The 15,126-nt window shown below is 73.3% G+C and carries 12 protein-coding genes; 5 read left to right on the top strand and 7 right to left on the bottom strand.

Annotated features, from left to right (window positions below; all coding sequences use genetic code 11):
- Window positions 1-103: 103 nt before the first annotated feature.
- Together AC5DRG_RS44485 and AC5DRG_RS44480 are read right to left on the bottom strand one after the other, a co-directional pair.
- Window positions 104-1,438 carry a hydantoinase/oxoprolinase N-terminal domain-containing protein gene (locus AC5DRG_RS44485; RefSeq protein WP_491805693.1) on the bottom strand — a complete coding sequence of 445 codons (1,335 nt, stop codon included), beginning with the start codon at window positions 1,436-1,438 and terminating at the stop codon, window positions 104-106.
- On the bottom strand, window positions 1,435-2,436 hold the full coding sequence (locus tag AC5DRG_RS44480) for an S-methyl thiohydantoin desulfurase family protein (protein ID WP_491805691.1): 1,002 nt from the start codon (window positions 2,434-2,436) through the stop codon (window positions 1,435-1,437). Before AC5DRG_RS44480 ends, AC5DRG_RS44485 begins: the two co-directional genes overlap by 4 nt.
- Before the next feature lie 89 nt (window positions 2,437-2,525).
- On the opposite strand from AC5DRG_RS44480, the gene AC5DRG_RS44475 reads away from it, so the two are divergent.
- Window positions 2,526-4,037 (top strand): PucR family transcriptional regulator, encoded by a 1,512-nt coding sequence (locus AC5DRG_RS44475; protein WP_491805689.1) that lies wholly within the window; start codon window positions 2,526-2,528, stop codon window positions 4,035-4,037.
- Here the strand turns inward: AC5DRG_RS44475 and AC5DRG_RS44470 are convergent.
- The 3 genes from AC5DRG_RS44470 to AC5DRG_RS44460 all read right to left on the bottom strand — a co-directional run bounded on the left by AC5DRG_RS44470 (window position 4,018) and on the right by AC5DRG_RS44460 (window position 6,264).
- The gene (locus AC5DRG_RS44470) at window positions 4,018-4,710 is read right to left on the bottom strand and encodes an endonuclease V (RefSeq protein ID WP_491805687.1); all 693 of its coding nucleotides are present in this window, start codon (window positions 4,708-4,710) and stop codon (window positions 4,018-4,020) included. The two genes, AC5DRG_RS44475 and AC5DRG_RS44470, sit on opposite strands and share 20 nt — an antisense overlap.
- Before the next feature lie 58 nt (window positions 4,711-4,768).
- Window positions 4,769-5,092 (bottom strand): plasmid stabilization protein, encoded by a 324-nt coding sequence (locus AC5DRG_RS44465; protein WP_491805686.1) that lies wholly within the window; start codon window positions 5,090-5,092, stop codon window positions 4,769-4,771.
- A gap of 71 nt (window positions 5,093-5,163) precedes the next feature.
- Window positions 5,164-6,264 carry a WD40/YVTN/BNR-like repeat-containing protein gene (locus AC5DRG_RS44460; RefSeq protein ID WP_491805684.1) on the bottom strand — a complete coding sequence of 367 codons (1,101 nt, stop codon included), beginning with the start codon at window positions 6,262-6,264 and terminating at the stop codon, window positions 5,164-5,166.
- A gap of 225 nt (window positions 6,265-6,489) precedes the next feature.
- Here AC5DRG_RS44460 and ssgD point away from each other — a divergent pair, with 225 nt between their 5' ends.
- Window positions 6,490-6,903, top strand: a complete 414-nt coding sequence (ssgD, locus tag AC5DRG_RS44455) for a spore wall synthesis regulator SsgD (protein ID WP_491805682.1) — start codon at window positions 6,490-6,492, stop codon at window positions 6,901-6,903.
- A gap of 175 nt (window positions 6,904-7,078) precedes the next feature.
- Here ssgD and AC5DRG_RS44450 read toward each other — a convergent pair whose 3' ends face one another.
- A complete protein-coding gene (locus AC5DRG_RS44450; protein ID WP_491805680.1) occupies window positions 7,079-7,750 on the bottom strand; it encodes a GOLPH3/VPS74 family protein in 672 nt (223 codons plus the stop codon).
- Window positions 7,751-8,000: 250 nt separating this feature from the next.
- On the opposite strand from AC5DRG_RS44450, the gene AC5DRG_RS44445 reads away from it, so the two are divergent.
- The 3 genes from AC5DRG_RS44445 to AC5DRG_RS44435 all read left to right on the top strand — a co-directional run bounded on the left by AC5DRG_RS44445 (window position 8,001) and on the right by AC5DRG_RS44435 (window position 11,664).
- A complete protein-coding gene (locus AC5DRG_RS44445) occupies window positions 8,001-9,629 on the top strand; it encodes an ABC-F family ATP-binding cassette domain-containing protein (RefSeq protein ID WP_491805678.1) in 1,629 nt (542 codons plus the stop codon).
- A 75-nt stretch (window positions 9,630-9,704) separates the two neighbouring features.
- Window positions 9,705-10,481: a dimethylargininase gene (gene ddaH / locus AC5DRG_RS44440; RefSeq protein WP_491805676.1), complete on the top strand. Its 777-nt coding sequence runs from the start codon at window positions 9,705-9,707 to the stop codon at window positions 10,479-10,481.
- Between the two features lie 205 nt (window positions 10,482-10,686).
- A complete protein-coding gene (locus AC5DRG_RS44435) occupies window positions 10,687-11,664 on the top strand; it encodes an acyl-ACP desaturase (protein WP_491805675.1) in 978 nt (325 codons plus the stop codon).
- Between the two features lie 8 nt (window positions 11,665-11,672).
- Here AC5DRG_RS44435 and AC5DRG_RS44430 read toward each other — a convergent pair whose 3' ends face one another.
- On the bottom strand, window positions 11,673-15,038 hold the full coding sequence (locus tag AC5DRG_RS44430) for a hypothetical protein (RefSeq protein WP_491805674.1): 3,366 nt from the start codon (window positions 15,036-15,038) through the stop codon (window positions 11,673-11,675).
- Window positions 15,039-15,126 lie beyond the last annotated feature (88 nt).

The raw sequence follows: 15,126 nt of genomic DNA, 5'->3' as shown, positions 1-15,126 counted from the left end.
GGACGGTCCTCGCAGTGGGTGAGGAGGGGCAGGAGGGCAGAGCGGGGCGGCACGGCAGCGCGACGCTGAACTGCCGTACAGGAAAGGGATGTTCAGAGCTGTCCTACAGCGGTGACGGCGGGCCGGACGAGCGGGCCCGCAGCAGCACCGCCCCCGGCAGATACGGAACCGGCTCGGCGGGATCCAGCACCGTGTGCAGCCGCCGGGGATCCGCCCCGGCCCGCACCGCGCTGGCCCGCGCCAGCTCCCGCACCTCCTCGCGTACGGCGTCCAGGGCGCCGCCGGTGGCGACGATGCGCTCGGAGTAGCCGCCGACCGGGGAGGCGGCGGCCCCGAACGCGCCTGCCACGTCGCCGTGTTCGGGGCGGATCACCGTGCCGCCGGGCAGGGCGTTGTCGGGTATGCCTGGGGCGCCGCCGCCGACGAGGACCAACGGCAGCCGGTCCGCGGCGGGTTGGAGCCGGTCGGCGGCCTCGGCGAGCGCGCCGTGATCGGCGGCGTCCACGGTGATCAGTTCCGGGAAGCGCAGGCTGACCGGAACCCCGCCGATGTGCTCACCGGGGCCGGCCTCGCGCGGGTAGCCGCCGGTCAACGCGCCGACCCGGGCCCGGTGTTCACGCACGTCCACCACCACCGCGTCACGCAGCCGGGCGAGCAGGCCCGCGCCGCGGATCGTGCACGCGGGCCCTGAGCCAAGGCTCAGGCCCGGCTGGCGGCGCAGATAGTCGAGGCTCATCAGGGTACCGTCGTGCCGGGTCACGAGCACGGTGGCGTCCGGTGCGAGGCCGAGCCCGGCGAGCGCGTCCGTCAACTCGTCGGCGACACGGGCCACGAGGAGACACAGGGCCGCGTCGAGGACGGTCGCGTTCTCCCGCCGCACCAGGCCGAGCGAGCCGACCTCGCCGGACAGCAGCACGGGCGTGTCCTGACCGGCCCGCTCCCGCAGGATCTCGGCGGCCCGGCGCTCCTGGGTGCCGTCGGCCGGCGAGAACACCGAACTCACCGCGAACGCCTCGGCGCGGCCCGCGAGTTCGGCCCCGAACCGTCCCACCGCCGCCTCGTCCAGGGGCGCCCCGTCACGCGGCCCGAGCCCGGTGCCGCCGGCGACGTTCGCCACGCCCGCGCACACCGCCGCCCGCAGTTCCTCGGGCCAGCCGAACAGCGGTCGTACGGCGTCCGCGGCCGTGCCGCCGATCCGCAGCACGCCGACCTGGGCCAGCCCCGACCTCCTGGCCACCGCACGCGCGGCGACGCGCAGTCCGACCGCGAGCTGCGTCGACCGGGCACGCAGCACGTCCGGGAGCGCCTCGACCGCCCTGATCAGCGAGCCCACCGTGTCCTCGGGCAGCGACGGCACCTGCACGGCGTACACCGCACGGCCCGCGTCCAGCAGCACGGCGTCGGTGCTCGTGCGTCCGACGTCCACTCCGATGATCATCGCCGGCCTCCCCGCCGTATCCGGCCGAGTCCGAACGCCGACGGTCCGCCGAGCCGCAGTCCCGCCTCCGTGTACCAGACGGGCGCCGCGGGGAGCGCGACGAGCCGCACCCGCAGCCCGTACCGCACCTCCTCCACCGGTACGGCCCAGCCGGTCCTGGTGTCCAGGAGCGCGATCACGTCCGGGACCAGCGCCAGAGTCCGGCCGTCCTCCAGCGCGGCGAGGAACTCGTGCTGCGCCTCCACCAGAACCAGCCGCCCGGCGTCGGCGTCCGTGCCCTCCAGCAGGAGACCGGTGCCGTCGGCGCGGCGGTGCACGGAGGACACCTTGCCGGTGAGCAGCGGGTCGAGGCCTTCGCCTCGGCCGAGTGCCAGGGCTCGGGAGACGGATCCCTGGACGGCGAAGCGGGTCGCCTGACCGGCTGTCAGGGGGTAGTCCGACGACATGGCACGCCCGCCGAAGGCCGCTACGACGGGCCGCACCAGCTCCTCCAGGTAGGCGCCGTCGACGTGGTCGATGACGACGGTACGGCCGTTTTCGTCGGCGAGCACGGCGGGGTCGGGTGCCAATCCCGCCAGCTCCAGCACGTTCTGGTCCATGCGTGTGTAGGCACGTCCGATGGTGTCCGCATCGAGCAGTGGCAACCCGAGGCGAGCCGCCCACGCGACGGTCCGCACGCCGTTGTCACCGCCGATCTCACCGGACATCACCGCGGCGACCGGCCGTCCGTGCAACGCCTCCACGCGTGCCGCGAGCCGAGCCGGTTCCGCGCGCCCGCCGATCCGCTCGGCGACGACTGCCGGGGAGCCGACCAGGCTGACCGGCATCACCAGTGCGTCCTCGGGCAGTTCGTCCGGGAGTACGACCTCGACCGGCCCGCACTCCTCGATCGCCTGCTCGGCGATGAGGCGGCTGGTCGTGACGGGACCGCCGCCCCCGGATCCGAGGACGGCGCAACCCCGCGCGAAGTCGGCGAGCGCCTTGGCGTCCATCTGCATACCGATCAGCGTACGGAGCGGCCGACTTCGGGTGATGGGCCAACAGCCCATAGTTGTAGGGCGAGTTGTGCGCCCGGCACACTCATCGCATGCCGACGCTCGCCGACATCCTCCGCGCACCTGGACTCGACACGGTGACGGTTCTCGCGGGTCCCCTCGACGCCGCCGAGGTGACCGGGGTCCGGCTGGAGACCCGCCCGGAGCGCGTCTCGGCGGCGCCGCCCGGGACGGTCGTGATCCTCGTCGCGCCCCTCTCGGGCCACCTCCTGGACGTGGCCGTGCGGGACGCCGCAGCGGCACGGGCGGCCGCACTGGTTCTGACCTCCGGGGAGGGCCCAGGGGCCGACGGCTCCCCTCTCACCCCCGTCACGGTCACCGTCCCGCCCGCCGTCCACGCCCTCGCCCTCCGTGGCCGGGTAGCCGTCCTGCGGGCCCATGGGGATCTCGCCGCGCTCGTCATCGCCGTGGAGCGGGCCGTCGCCGGGGACGCCGCCGACGCGCTGGCCCGGGTCGCGGATGCCGCCGTACGGCTGGCCGGTGCCGCCGGGGATCCGCGCCGTGCCGTCGACGCGGCCGCGCGGGCCCTCGGTATCCCCGTCGAGCTGAGGGCGCCCGGGCCGGGCGACGTGGGCGCGACGGCCTCGGGCCCCGACGGCGAGGTGCGCCTCGCCACCGCCGCGCGCCACGGCCACGCCGGAACGGCCGCCCGCGCCGTGCTCACCCTGGCCGCGCTCGCCGCCGCGGGCGCCGGTCACGGCGACACGCCCGTACGCTCCCGGGCCCACCTCCTCGCCGAGCTCCTCGCGGCGCCGCAGGACCAGGCCGACCTCCTGGCCGCGCGAGGGCGGGCACTGGGGCTGCCCGTGGACGGGCACCACACCGCTCTGCGCGTCCAGGCGCCGGGCCTGCCCGCCGCCGGCCGCTACCGGCTCCTGGACGCCCTCACCTCCGAGACCCTCACCCGGCTGCGCGACGAACCGGCCACCGCCGGCACCCAGTGGCACGCGGCCCTCGTCGACGACGCCCTGATCCTGCTCGCCACCCGGTCCACTCAGCCGGACCCCCAACTGCGCCGCGCCACACTCGATCTGGCCCGCCGCACCCTCGACCGGCTGCGCGCCCTGCACCCCGACGCGGCCCTGCGCGGCGGCCTCGGCGTTCCGCACCGCGGGCCCCTCGGCATCCGCACCACCGCCCGCGAGGCACGAGCCGCGCTCCTGGCCCCGGCCGACGGCGCCTCGGTCACCGCGCACGACGCCGCAGGCCTCGATCGCATGCTCCTGGAGTGGTACGCCTCCGACACGGCCCGCGAGGCGGTCACCGAGTTCCTCGCGCCCGTCCTGGCCCTCGGCCCCAAACGGGCTGAACCGCTGCTACGCGCCCTCCAGGCCTACCTGGACCACAACAACTCCCCCGCACGCGCCGCCGAGTCACTGCACCTGCACCGCAACGCCGTTAGCGCCCGCATCCGCCGCGTCACCGAGCTGACCGGCGCCGACCTGACCGACCCGGAGACCCGCCTGGCCCTCCAACTGGCGTGCAGGGCACGGCTGTCGGCGCCGGACCAGCACACGGGCCCGCTCAGGAAGTCGCGTCCCTGAGCGCCTGCCGGCACAGCGCGTCGGCCCGCCGGGTCGTCTCCGGGAGCCGGTACTGCGGGGTCAACGCCAGTGTGTGCGCACAGGCGTTGTCGAGGCCGACCCGGTGGCCGACGGACACGAAGACCGGCTTCACGGCATCCCTGGTGCGCAGGGCGCGGCCGACCTCCTCGGCGCCCGCGAGAAGCGGGGAGGCGCTGCCGCGCCGGGGGCCCGGATCGTCGTACCGGAATGTGAACGGGTTCTTGGCGACGCCGATCGTGGGCAGGCCCGTCAGGACGCCGAGGTGGCTCGCGAGGCCGAAGCGGCGGGGGTGGGCCAGACCGTAGCCGTCGCAGACGACCAGGCCCGGTGGGCAGGGCAGGGCGTCGAGGGCGGCGCGGACCGTGGGGATCTCGCGGAAGGCGAGGAGGCCGGGCACGTAGGGGAAGGAGACCTGGCCGACGGCCGTGGCCTCGGCGACCACTTCGAGGGTCGCCGCGTCCAGGACCACGGCGGCGGCCGCTACGACGTCCCGCTCGTCGTCGTAGGCGACGTCGACCCCCGTGACGTGCCCCGTCCCGGGCGGCGGCCCCGGCTCGTCGAGCACCACCCGTGCCCGCAACTCGTCCTGGACGGCGCGGGCCTGCTCCTCTGTCGCGGGCCAGCCCTCGGGGATACGTACGGTCGTCGTCATCGTGCCGACGAGCGTACGGGGCCGGGGCCTGGGTCGGACGTGGCGTCGGCCGGTCGGGTCATTTGCCGAGTGCTCGGCGCAGCTCCTGCTTGTTCATGTCCGAACGGCCGTGGATGCCGCGCCGCTTGGCCTCCTCGTAGAGCTGGTCGTAGGTGGGGCCCTGGGCGCCCTGGTGGGACCGTCGGCCGCCGCGCTCGCCCGATGACATGTCCTCGGTCGAGACGCGGCTCGCCGTCTTCGACTCGCCGGAGCGGGCGCGTTCCTTGTTGACGGTGCGCGCGGCGATCTCCTCGGCGCGTTCCCTGCTCTCCCCCCGGTCCAGCGCGCTCTGCTTGATGTGTTCGTACTGGCGTTCCCGTTTGGGGCTCGAACCGCGTGGCATGTCCGGTCACTCCTTTCGTGTCCGGTGACCGGGTACCCCTGTTCCCGACCTTCACCACACGTGGCGCACGGTCAGTCCTCCAGCCGGGCCACCCGTCCCTGCTCGCCGGAGGCCCAGCAGCCCAGGTCGGGTGCGCAGTCCACGGTGTCGTACGAGCCGGTGTCCACCGTGTGCCAGGTGCGGCCGGCGTCGGTGGTCAGGTCGGTGCCGGTGGGGCCGACGGCGAGGGCGGTGGTGCGGGTGTGCGGGAGCCAGGTGACGCCGGAGCGGTAGGCGGGCGGCGGCTGGGCGGAGGGTTGCCAGGTGCGGCCGACGTCCGACGTCACGGCCGCGGCCTGCGGTGACGCCTGGTCGGCGCGGTAGTCGCCGCCGACGGCGAGGCCGTGGGTGCGGTCGCGGAAGGCGACGGCGAAGACGCCGCGGGCCGGGTCGCCGGCCGGGATCGGGGTGTCGGTGGCCGTCCAGGTCAGTCCGCGGTCGGTGGAGTGCAGCACGCGCGCGTGCGCGCCTCCGCCCGTCGCGAGCCAGGCGTCCCGGGGGCCGGACGCGACCAGGCACTGGCCACTCGCCGCGAAGGCGAACTCGCCGTCCAGCGCGGCCGGCATGCCCTCGTCGGGCAGCACCTTCCAGGAGCGGCCGCCGTCGCCGGTGGACAGGATGCGGAACTTTCCGTCGACCGGGTCGCTCAGGGCGAGGCCGTGGCGGGCGTCGAAGAACGTGAGGCAGTCGTAGAAGGCCTTCGCGTCGGTGTTGCGGAACGACTCGGTCCAGGTCGTACCGCCGTCGTCGGTGCGGTAGACGCGGGACGCCTCGCCCTCGCCGATCGCCAGGACCACCGCGCGCCGCGCGTCGAACGCCTCGATGTCGCGGAACTGGAGGTCGGCCGCACCGGGCGGCGAGACGTTCCGCCAGCTCGCCCCGCCGTCGGCGGTGCGCAGGACCGTGCCCTGGCTGCCGGCCACCCAGGCGATGTCCCGGCTGACGGCGGACAGCCCGCGGAAGCGCACCGAAGTGGTGCCGGTGTCCTTGAGCTCCCAGTGCGGAACCCGGTGCTCCGGCTCGTGCGCCCGCGCCGGTACGGCCGTCAGCGCGGCCAGCGCGATCCCGCACACCCCCGTCGCCACCAAGCGATGCACACGTCCCGTCCGTCGCGTCTTCCCCAAGCGCCTCATGGCGGGCGAAGCTAACCCACTCCCCCGCCACCGTCCAGATGGCCTGCGTCCGGCACAAGTGCCGCCCAAGGCATGGGAGGCAGGCTGGATCACGCTCATGATTCAAACGCGGTGACGGACGTCACTCGACTTTTGTGTGCACGGATTGCCTCGTTCCGTCGTCTCTTCCAGTGTCCGGCCTCGTCCGCCCGGAAGTTCGTCCAGCCGTCACAAGGGAGCAAGGCGTTGTCCATCGTCATCGAGCAGCCCGTACAGGCCCGTCTCGTCGCCGCCGCGCCGCGGATGCCGACCATTCCCGCGACCCTGCAGTACGACCGCAGCGATCCGTTCGCCGTCCGCATGACCTTCCCGGCCCCGGCCACCCTGGAGGGGGTCGAGGTCTGCTGGACCTTCGCCCGCTCACTCCTCGCGGCCGGCCTGGAAGGCGCCGAGGGCCAGGGCGACGTGCGCGTGCGGCCGTACGGCTTCGACCGCACCGTCCTGGAGTTCCACGCCCCCGAGGGCACCGCTGTCGTGCACGTCCGCTCGGGCGAGGTGCGCCGGTTCCTGGAGGCCACGGACGAGCTGGTGCCGGTCGGTCTTGAGCACCTCCAGCTCGACCTGGACCAGGACCTCGCAGAGCTGATGCGCGACGCCTGACCGGTTTCGCTGAACCCGCCGGAGTGGAGTCCTCCGGCAGGGCGAGTCGTACGTCCCCGCCGCGGCAGCTCCCGCGTGGCGCGCCAGGTCCTGCCATCACGTCGAGTGGCTCCTCCCCGCCCTCGACGAACAGCTTGACCGCCCCCGGCTCGACGGCCCCGGGGACGAAGAAGCCTCAGTCGCCCGCAGGCGCGGACGCCGCAGCGACCGCGAGAGTCACCGCCGTGCGCACCTCGTGCACGGCCTTCCGCAGTGCCGGCGCCGCCGCTCCGCTGCGCTCCGTCAGCTCCTCGACACGGCCCTCGTAGCGCTCACGGTCCTTGGCCGGCAGCAGCGTGCGCAGATCTCCGGCGGCCGCGAGGGCGACGACGGCCGCGTCCCGATCGGACACATCGGCGACCGGCACCGGCCCCTCCAGGACCTCCCGTGCCTCCTCCCGCAGCGCGTCAACGAGGGCGCCGCGCTCCAGGACGTACTCCACGGACGGGAAGAGCCCGAACACACGCGTCTTCTCGGCCCGCAGATACCCCTCGGCGGCGAGCTGGGCCCGCACGGCGTCGAGCGTGACGCGCGCGTGGAGCGTCACCCAGGCCTGCCAGGTGTGCGGCCGGGACTCGCGGACGAGCTCCAGGAGCCCGTCGAGGACGGCGTCCCCGGTGAGGTCGTCCATGTCGGCCGGGGTGACGATGCCGTCGTCGTCGGTGAGCAGACCGCGCTGGGCCAGCTCGGTGAGGGCGCCGGCCCGCACCAGGTGCGGGAGGTGGGTCGCGCCGGTCACCTTGAGCCGCTTGGTGTCCCAGGCCAGCAGGTAGAGCCGGGTCGGCAGCGAGAGCGAGCCGTTGGGCACAGGACCTCCTTTTAATTCGTTGACAGCCGCCGGGGCCCCTCGTACCGTCCTTGACGGTCCTGTTGCCGTCGATTGGAGAAGGACGTTGCTCGTCTGAGGTCCTGAGACACCGTGTCACACACCTGAGGTGTGTGCGCCGCGTGTGACCTCGGCCTCCGAGCCGTCCTCAACGTGCAGGGCTTTTCTCATGCCCTCCCGGTGTCTCGATACGCGTTTGCCCCTGACCGCATCAAGCAACCGCGAGGCCACCATGTCTCCATCCCTCACTTGCACGTCCCTTTCCTTCACCTGGCCCGACGGCACCTCCGTCTTCGAGGACCTCGACGTCACCTTCGGCCCCGGCAGGACCGGCCTCGTCGGCGTCAACGGCTCAGGAAAATCAACCCTGTTGAGGCTGCTCGCCGGTGAGCTGACCCCGGCCGACGGCGCCGTCCGCGTCACCGGCGAGGTCGGCTACCTCCCGCAGAACGTCACGCTCGACACCTCCCTGCGGGTCGACGAGGCCCTCGGCATCGCCGCCCGGCGGGTCGCACTGCACGCCATCGAGGCGGGTGACGTGGCCGTGGAGCACTTCGAGACGGTCGGCGACGACTGGGACGTGGAGGAGCGTGCGCTCGCCACTCTCGGCGAACTCGGGCTCGGCCACATCGAGTTGGACCGCACCGTCGGCGAGGTGTCGGGCGGCGAGTCCGTGCTGCTCCGCCTGGCCGCGCTGCTGCTGAGCCGCCCGGACGTACTCCTCCTCGACGAACCCACCAACAACCTCGATCTGTACGCCCGCAGGCGGCTGTATGCGGCCGTCGAGTCCTGGCCCGGCGTGATGGTCGTGGTCAGCCACGACCGCGAACTCCTGGACCTGGTCGACCAGATCGCGGATCTCCGCTCCGGCCAGGTCACCTGGTTCGGCGGCAACTTCTCGGCGTACGAGGAGGCGCTCGCCACCGAACAGGAGGCGGCCGAGCGGATGGTGCGCGTCGCCGAGGCCGACCTGAAGAAGCAGAAACGCGAACTGGTCGACGCCCAGGTCACGTTGGCCCGCCGCAGGCGGTATGGGCAGAAGATGTCCGACCAGAAGCGCGAGCCGAAGATCGTCATGGGGGCGCGCAAGCGCTCGGCGCAGGTGTCCGCGGGCAAGCTCCGCACCCTGCACGAGGAGAAGCTCGCCGAGGCCAGGGGGCGGCTCGACGAGGCGGTGGAGGCCGTACGGGACGACGACGAGATCCGCGTCGATCTGCCGCACACGGCCGTACCGCCTGGCCGTACCGTCCTCACCCTGCAGAACCTGGAGCTGGCGTACGGCGCGCGCGTGGCCGGGATGTTCGACCTGCGCGGTCCGGAGCGGATCGCGCTGATCGGGCGCAACGGCGCGGGCAAGACGACCTTGCTGCGCACGATCGCCGGGGAGCTCGCGCCGGTGTCGGGCGTGGCGGAGGCGCATGTCCCGCTGCGCTTCCTGCCGCAGCGTCTCGACGTGCTCGACGGGGAGCTGACGGTGGCGGAGAACGTGGCCCGGTTCGCGCCGGACGCCACCAACAACCGGGTCCGGGCGCGGCTGGCCCGCTTCCTGTTCCGGGGCGCCAGGGCCGACCAGAAGGCGGCCACGCTGTCCGGCGGCGAGCGCTTCCGGGCGGCGCTGGCCGCACTGATGCTGGCCGAACCCGCACCGCAGCTGCTGATGCTGGACGAGCCGACGAACAACCTCGACATGGCGAGCGTGCGGCAGCTGACGACGGCCCTGGAGTCGTACGAGGGCGCGCTCGTCGTGGCCAGCCACGACCTGCCGTTCCTGGAGTCGATCGGCGTCACCCGGTGGCTGCTGCTCGACGGAGAACTTCGGGAGACCACATGGGAGGAGCGTCTCGGGGAGGCCACAGCCTGACAACAGGGGTTTTGTACGCGGGGACCCGCCCTGCATGATGGGCGGACATCCTCACCCGACGACGGAGACCCCGACGTGCCCAGCAAGAAGGCCCTCATACGCCGCCCCAGCCCGCGCCTCGCCGAAGGCCTGGTCACGCACATCGACCGGGAGAAGGTCGACGCCGATCTCGCGGTCGAACAGTGGGAGGCGTATGCGGAGGCCCTCCGCGAGCACGGCTGGGAGACGATCGAGGTCGACCCGGCCGACGACTGCCCGGACTCGGTGTTCGTCGAGGACACGGTCGTCATGTACAAGAACGTGGCGCTGATCGCCCGCTCCGGGGCCGAGTCCCGGCGCGAGGAGACCATCGGCGTCGAGGAGGCCGTGGCCCGCCTCGGCTGCTCGGTGAACTGGATCTGGGAGCCGGGCACGCTGGACGGCGGCGACGTCCTGAAGATCGGCGACACCGTCTACGTCGGCCGCGGCGGGCGCACCAACGCGGCCGGCGTCCAGCAGCTGCGGGCGGCCTTCGAACCGCTGGGGGCGCGGGTCGTCGCCGTGCCGGTGAGCAAGGTGCTGCATCTGAAGTCGGCGGTCACGGCGCTGCCCGACGGGACGGTCCTCGGCCGGATCCGGCAGGTGGACACCCCGTCGCTGTTCCCGCGCTTCCTGCCGGTTCCCGAGGACTCCGGGGCCCATGTGGTGCTCCTCGGTGGCGGCAAGCTGCTCATCGCGGCGAGCGCGCCCAAGACGGCGGAGCTGCTCGCGGACCTCGGACACGAGCCCGTCGTGGTGGACATCAGCGAGTTCGAAAAACTCGAGGGCTGTGTGACTTGCCTCTCAGTCCGACTTCGGGAACTGTACGTCTGACAGGTGAGCCGATCACCCGAACAGCCCCAGGACCTGCGAATCCGCGGGTAACCGGGGCTGTCCCGTTTGTCCTGGTCATACAGCCTGATCAGCACTCTTTACAGCGCGCTTAACCTACGGTTTCGTAACCTACGGGTTCGTAGCCTACGATCCCGTAAGTTCCGGCACCGCTCGTCGGTTCGTATCGCGTCCCCCTGGAGTTCCCGTGACGATCACTTCTCCCCATCTCGGCAGCCCGTCCTCCGCCTGGACCGACGCAAGACTGCTGTACGCGCTGGAGGAAGTGGTCGAGACGGAGCTCAACCGCCACCTCAAGGTGGCCAAGGACTGGATGCCGCACGAGTACGTGCCGTGGTCGGACGCCCGTAACTTCCCCGGCCTCTTCGAGGACGGCGAGGCCTGGGGCAAGGAGCAGTCCAAGGTCACCGAGCTCGGCCGGATCGCCCTGGTCGTGAACCTCCTCACCGAGGACAACCTCCCCAGCTACCACCACGAGATCGCCAGCCTGTTCGGCCGCGACGGCGCCTGGGGCACCTGGGTGCACCGCTGGACGGCCGAGGAGGGCCGGCACGGCATCGTGATGCGCGACTACCTGCTCGCCTCGCGCGCGGTCGACCCGGACAAGCTCGAAGCGTTCCGCATGGCCCACATGGCCGAGGGCTTCGAGTCGGACAACCGGCACTCGATGCTGCACTCGGTGGCGTACGTCGCCTTCCAGGAGCTGGCCACCCGCGTCTCGCACCGCAACACCGGCCACCAGTCCGGCGACCCGGTCTGCGACCGCATGCTGGCCCGCATCGCGACCGACGAGAACCTGCACATGGTCTTCTACCGGAACCTGCTGAAGGCCGCCTTCGAGCTCGCACCCGACCTGACCATGCAGGCGGTGCGGGACGTGATCGTCAACTTCCGGATGCCCGGTCACGGCATGCCCGGCTTCGAGCGGGCCGCCGCGCAGATGGCGATCGGCGAGGTCTACAACATGCGGATCCACCACGACGACGTGCTGCAGCCCGTCCTGCGCCACCTGAAGGTCATGGACATGGGCGACCTGGGCCCGGAGGGACTCCAGGCCCAGGAGGAACTGGGCATGTTCATGGGCGGTCTGGACTCCGAGGCCGCCAAGTTCGACGAGAAGCTGGCGGCCCGCAAGGCCCGCATGGCGGCCCGCGCGAACGCCTGACCCCTGGCCTATTCGAGCGCCGTCGCCTCCCTCAGCGCCGCGTCCCGTACGTCGGCCTGCGGGTGGCGGCGGAGTTCTCTGAGCTGTGCCCGCCAGGGCTCCGGCCAGTCCGTGCGGCTGCCGAGCGCTCCGGTCACGGCCACCGCGAGGAGACCGTCGGCGTGGCCACCGTGGGAGGTCAGCCGACGGGCCTCGGCCAACAGCGCTTCCGGGTCGACGTCCCGTTCCCGGTGCTCAAGCCGCACCCTGAGTTCGTCGGCGATCTCCGCCGTGAGCGTGGGGCGTCCGGCGGTGAGACCGGCCAGCCGATCGAGCCGCACGGGTACGGCGCCCAGGTCCACATAGGTCACCGCGATGGCGGCCGCCTGCGGCACATAGGCGTCGTAGCCTGCCAGCAGTTCGCTCACGGCGAGCGCCGCGGGACGGACCGCTCCGGCTGCCGACCTGGCGTGCTGCTCCAGGCAGGCCACGATGAAGCCGATACGACGCCGGGCAGGCCGGTCGCGCCGCTCGTCCGCGTCGAATCCACCCTCGTCCTGTGTGCCGGCCAGCGTCCTCAGCGCCTGCTGAAGCCCCAGAGCACCCTGCGGGGAACCCGCCGCGGCGGTCACCAGCCCCTTGGCCGCCACGTGCCAGGCGGTACGGTCCGCGAGGTCCGTCGCCGCACGGGCCAGCACCGCGGGCGCCTCAGGGGACCAGGGGACCCAGGTGGCGAGCGCGGCGAAGGCGAGCGGCGCCGTCTCGGGGTCGTCCGTGGCGCTCACGTCCAGGATGAGGCGGGCGTAGCGCTCGCGGTGCGGCTCGGGCAGGTCCAGCGGCGCCACGCGCAGTACGGCGGTCCGCAGCACGGGTTCGGCGCCCGCGGCGTCGCCCAGCAGCTCCCACACGTCCTCGTGCGCCAGCAGGCCGCCGGCGAAGGCGACGCACGCGGCGCGCACGTCGGGGTGGGTGCCGGGGCGTGCGTATGTCGCGGTGAGCAGCGCCGCCGCCCGTGGCAGCGGGAGCCGGACGGCGGCGAGGCGGACGGCCTCCTTGCGGCTGGTCACCTTGGCGTCGGGCGCCCGCAGCACCTCGTCCAGTTGTCCGGCGAGCCGGGACGGCGCGGCGTGCCGGGAGGCCTGCGTGGCCGCGTACACGGCGACCCGGGCCCGTTCGCCGCCCGCGTGCGCCAGCAGCTCGGGCAGGGCGTCGGCGGGCCTCTCGGTGCGGGCGAGCGCGGCGAGGGCCGCCTCGGCGAGGTGGACGTCCGGGGACCCGGTCCATCGGCGTACGAGTCCGGCGCCGACGTCGGGCACGAGCGCGGCCTGCGCGAGGGCCGCCGCACGCCGGAGCAGCGGAAGCCCCTCGTCCGCGGCCTGGGCCTCCAACCGCCGTGCCGCGGCGACCTGTTGGCGAGGCACCCAGCGGCGTACGTCCCTGTCCACCGGTACGACCCACGGTGTGCCCTTGGCCAGGAAGCGGCCGTACGGCGGGGTGTCGGCGAGCAGCAGGTCGAGGAGGTCGGTACGGCGTCGGGTGACGACCTGCCGCACCGATGCCAGAGCGGCCGTCGAGTGATCGTGCGCGAGGATCCGGGCGGCACGTCCGTCGCGCGTGGCAGGCGGTTCGAGCCACAGGTCGACCGCCGTGCGGACGGTCGCGTCGTTGCCGTATCGGACGGCCTGCCACAGGAGTTCCTGCAGTTCGGCCATACCGGCGGCGCGCCGGCCCACCGCGCGGGCGAGGGCGAAGGCGAGGCTGTAGTCGGCCTTCTCGGCGCCCGCCTCGATCCATGGGCGCAGGGCCTCGTACACCTGGTGCTCCTGGCCGCGCCGCAGGGTGCGGTCGAGGCGGCCGAGGTCGGCGCCGCCGGTGTGCCCGGAGATCCGGACGAGCGTGCGCAGCGCCCAGTTGACCAACTCCCTCGGCCCGCCTGCCGCGTGCTCGCGCAGCACGGCGAGGGCGAGCGTGCTGAGCCCCTGCCGTGTCCCGGGTGAGGAGTCGCGCGCCACCACGGCGTCCCCGGCGATCCGGTCGAGGTACGGCTCGGCGTCCCCCGTGAACAGGGCGGCCCGGGTGTCCGCGAGGGCCCACATCGCGCCCGACCGCACGGGGTCCTGTTCGTTGCGCAGCCGCCCCATCTCCTCCAGTACGGCGGTGACGGCGGCCGGATCACCGGAGCGCGCGGCGTTGCGGATCAGCAACTCCCAGCCCGTGGCGCGGTCTTCGGCGACCGGTCGCCGGGTGGCCTCGACCAGCCGGTCGTAGACCTCGGCGACGGGCAGGAAGGATTCGGCGAGCAGGACAGAGCTCCACAGAGCACCGCCTTCGCGAGCGGCAGCGGCCATCGTCCGGGCTTCGTCGGCGACAAAACTCCGTGGCAGCGCTTCGAGGACGGGCTGGTCGACGACGACGGCACCGACGCCGTAGCCCTCGTGGACGGCCGTGTAGAAGGGGTGACGCCGAGCGGGCGGCAGCGCCTTCAGGAGCGCCGGGAGACCGCCGTACGACATCAAGGTCCGCCCGTACTTGAGGAGTTCGGGCCCCTCGGCGCGGGCGAGTTTGCGCAGCACGCCGGGGCCGAGCGAGCGGACGCCCAGGACGGCGGACCAGGCGGGCGTGAGGAGCAGCCGCAGCACGCGCTGCGGATCGGCTGCCGCGAACACCCCCACGTGCACGCGGAGTTGATACGGCAGGTTCGCGGGACCAAGGTCTTCGAGCAGCCCGAGCACCCGCAGGGGCTCGGCGACCGCGACGGCGGCCACAGCGGACGCGTACCGGCTCCACCAGTGGTCACGCAGCGCCTCCGGCAGCCCGGCCAACTCCCCCTCCACCACGTCGAGAAGCGCCCGGGGATGCCGCTTGGCGAGGGACGCCCACCCCCTGACCCCGTGAAAGAGCTCCGGAAGCAGCCGCGCCACGACCGACGCCGAGCACCCGGGCAGCAGCCGCGCCGCCTCCGCATCGCCCCAATCGCGGCGCAGCCCGTCGACCAACCGGTCGGCGAGAGCGGTGCGCCCGCCGGTCACGATGGCGCGCAGCAGATCCCGGCGCACGGCCTCGGAGGCGTCCTCCAGCCCCGACTCGTAGGCGGAGTCGGGCACTTGGAGGCCACCGGCCACCTTGAGCGCGTGCCCGCGCACAAAGGAGTCCGGATCGGCGATCCGCTCCGCGACCCACTCGGTGTCACCCCCGATCGCGGCCGCGACGACGGCGAGCCCCCGCTCGTACGCACCACGCCCTTCGAGCTCTTCGAGCACGGGCCGGAGCGCCCCAGTCCCCCTGACCCGCAACTCTCCGACCCGCGCGGCGAGTTCACGCATGCGCTGCGGATACGGAAGCGGATCGAGGACGTTCAGCAGGCTCTCGGCCTCGGAATGCGCGGTGGGGACCATGCGGGGATTGTGCCTGCCGGGGCGGGTGCGGCGTACCGATTTCCCGGTGCGGGTCGTCCTCACCCGAACTGGGCCACCGTGCGGGTGC

It is taken from the genome of Streptomyces sp. JLBG701 (assembly GCF_058544905.1).
Note: the sequence above shows the minus strand (reverse complement) of the source record. Positions and strands in the feature narration are given on the sequence as shown.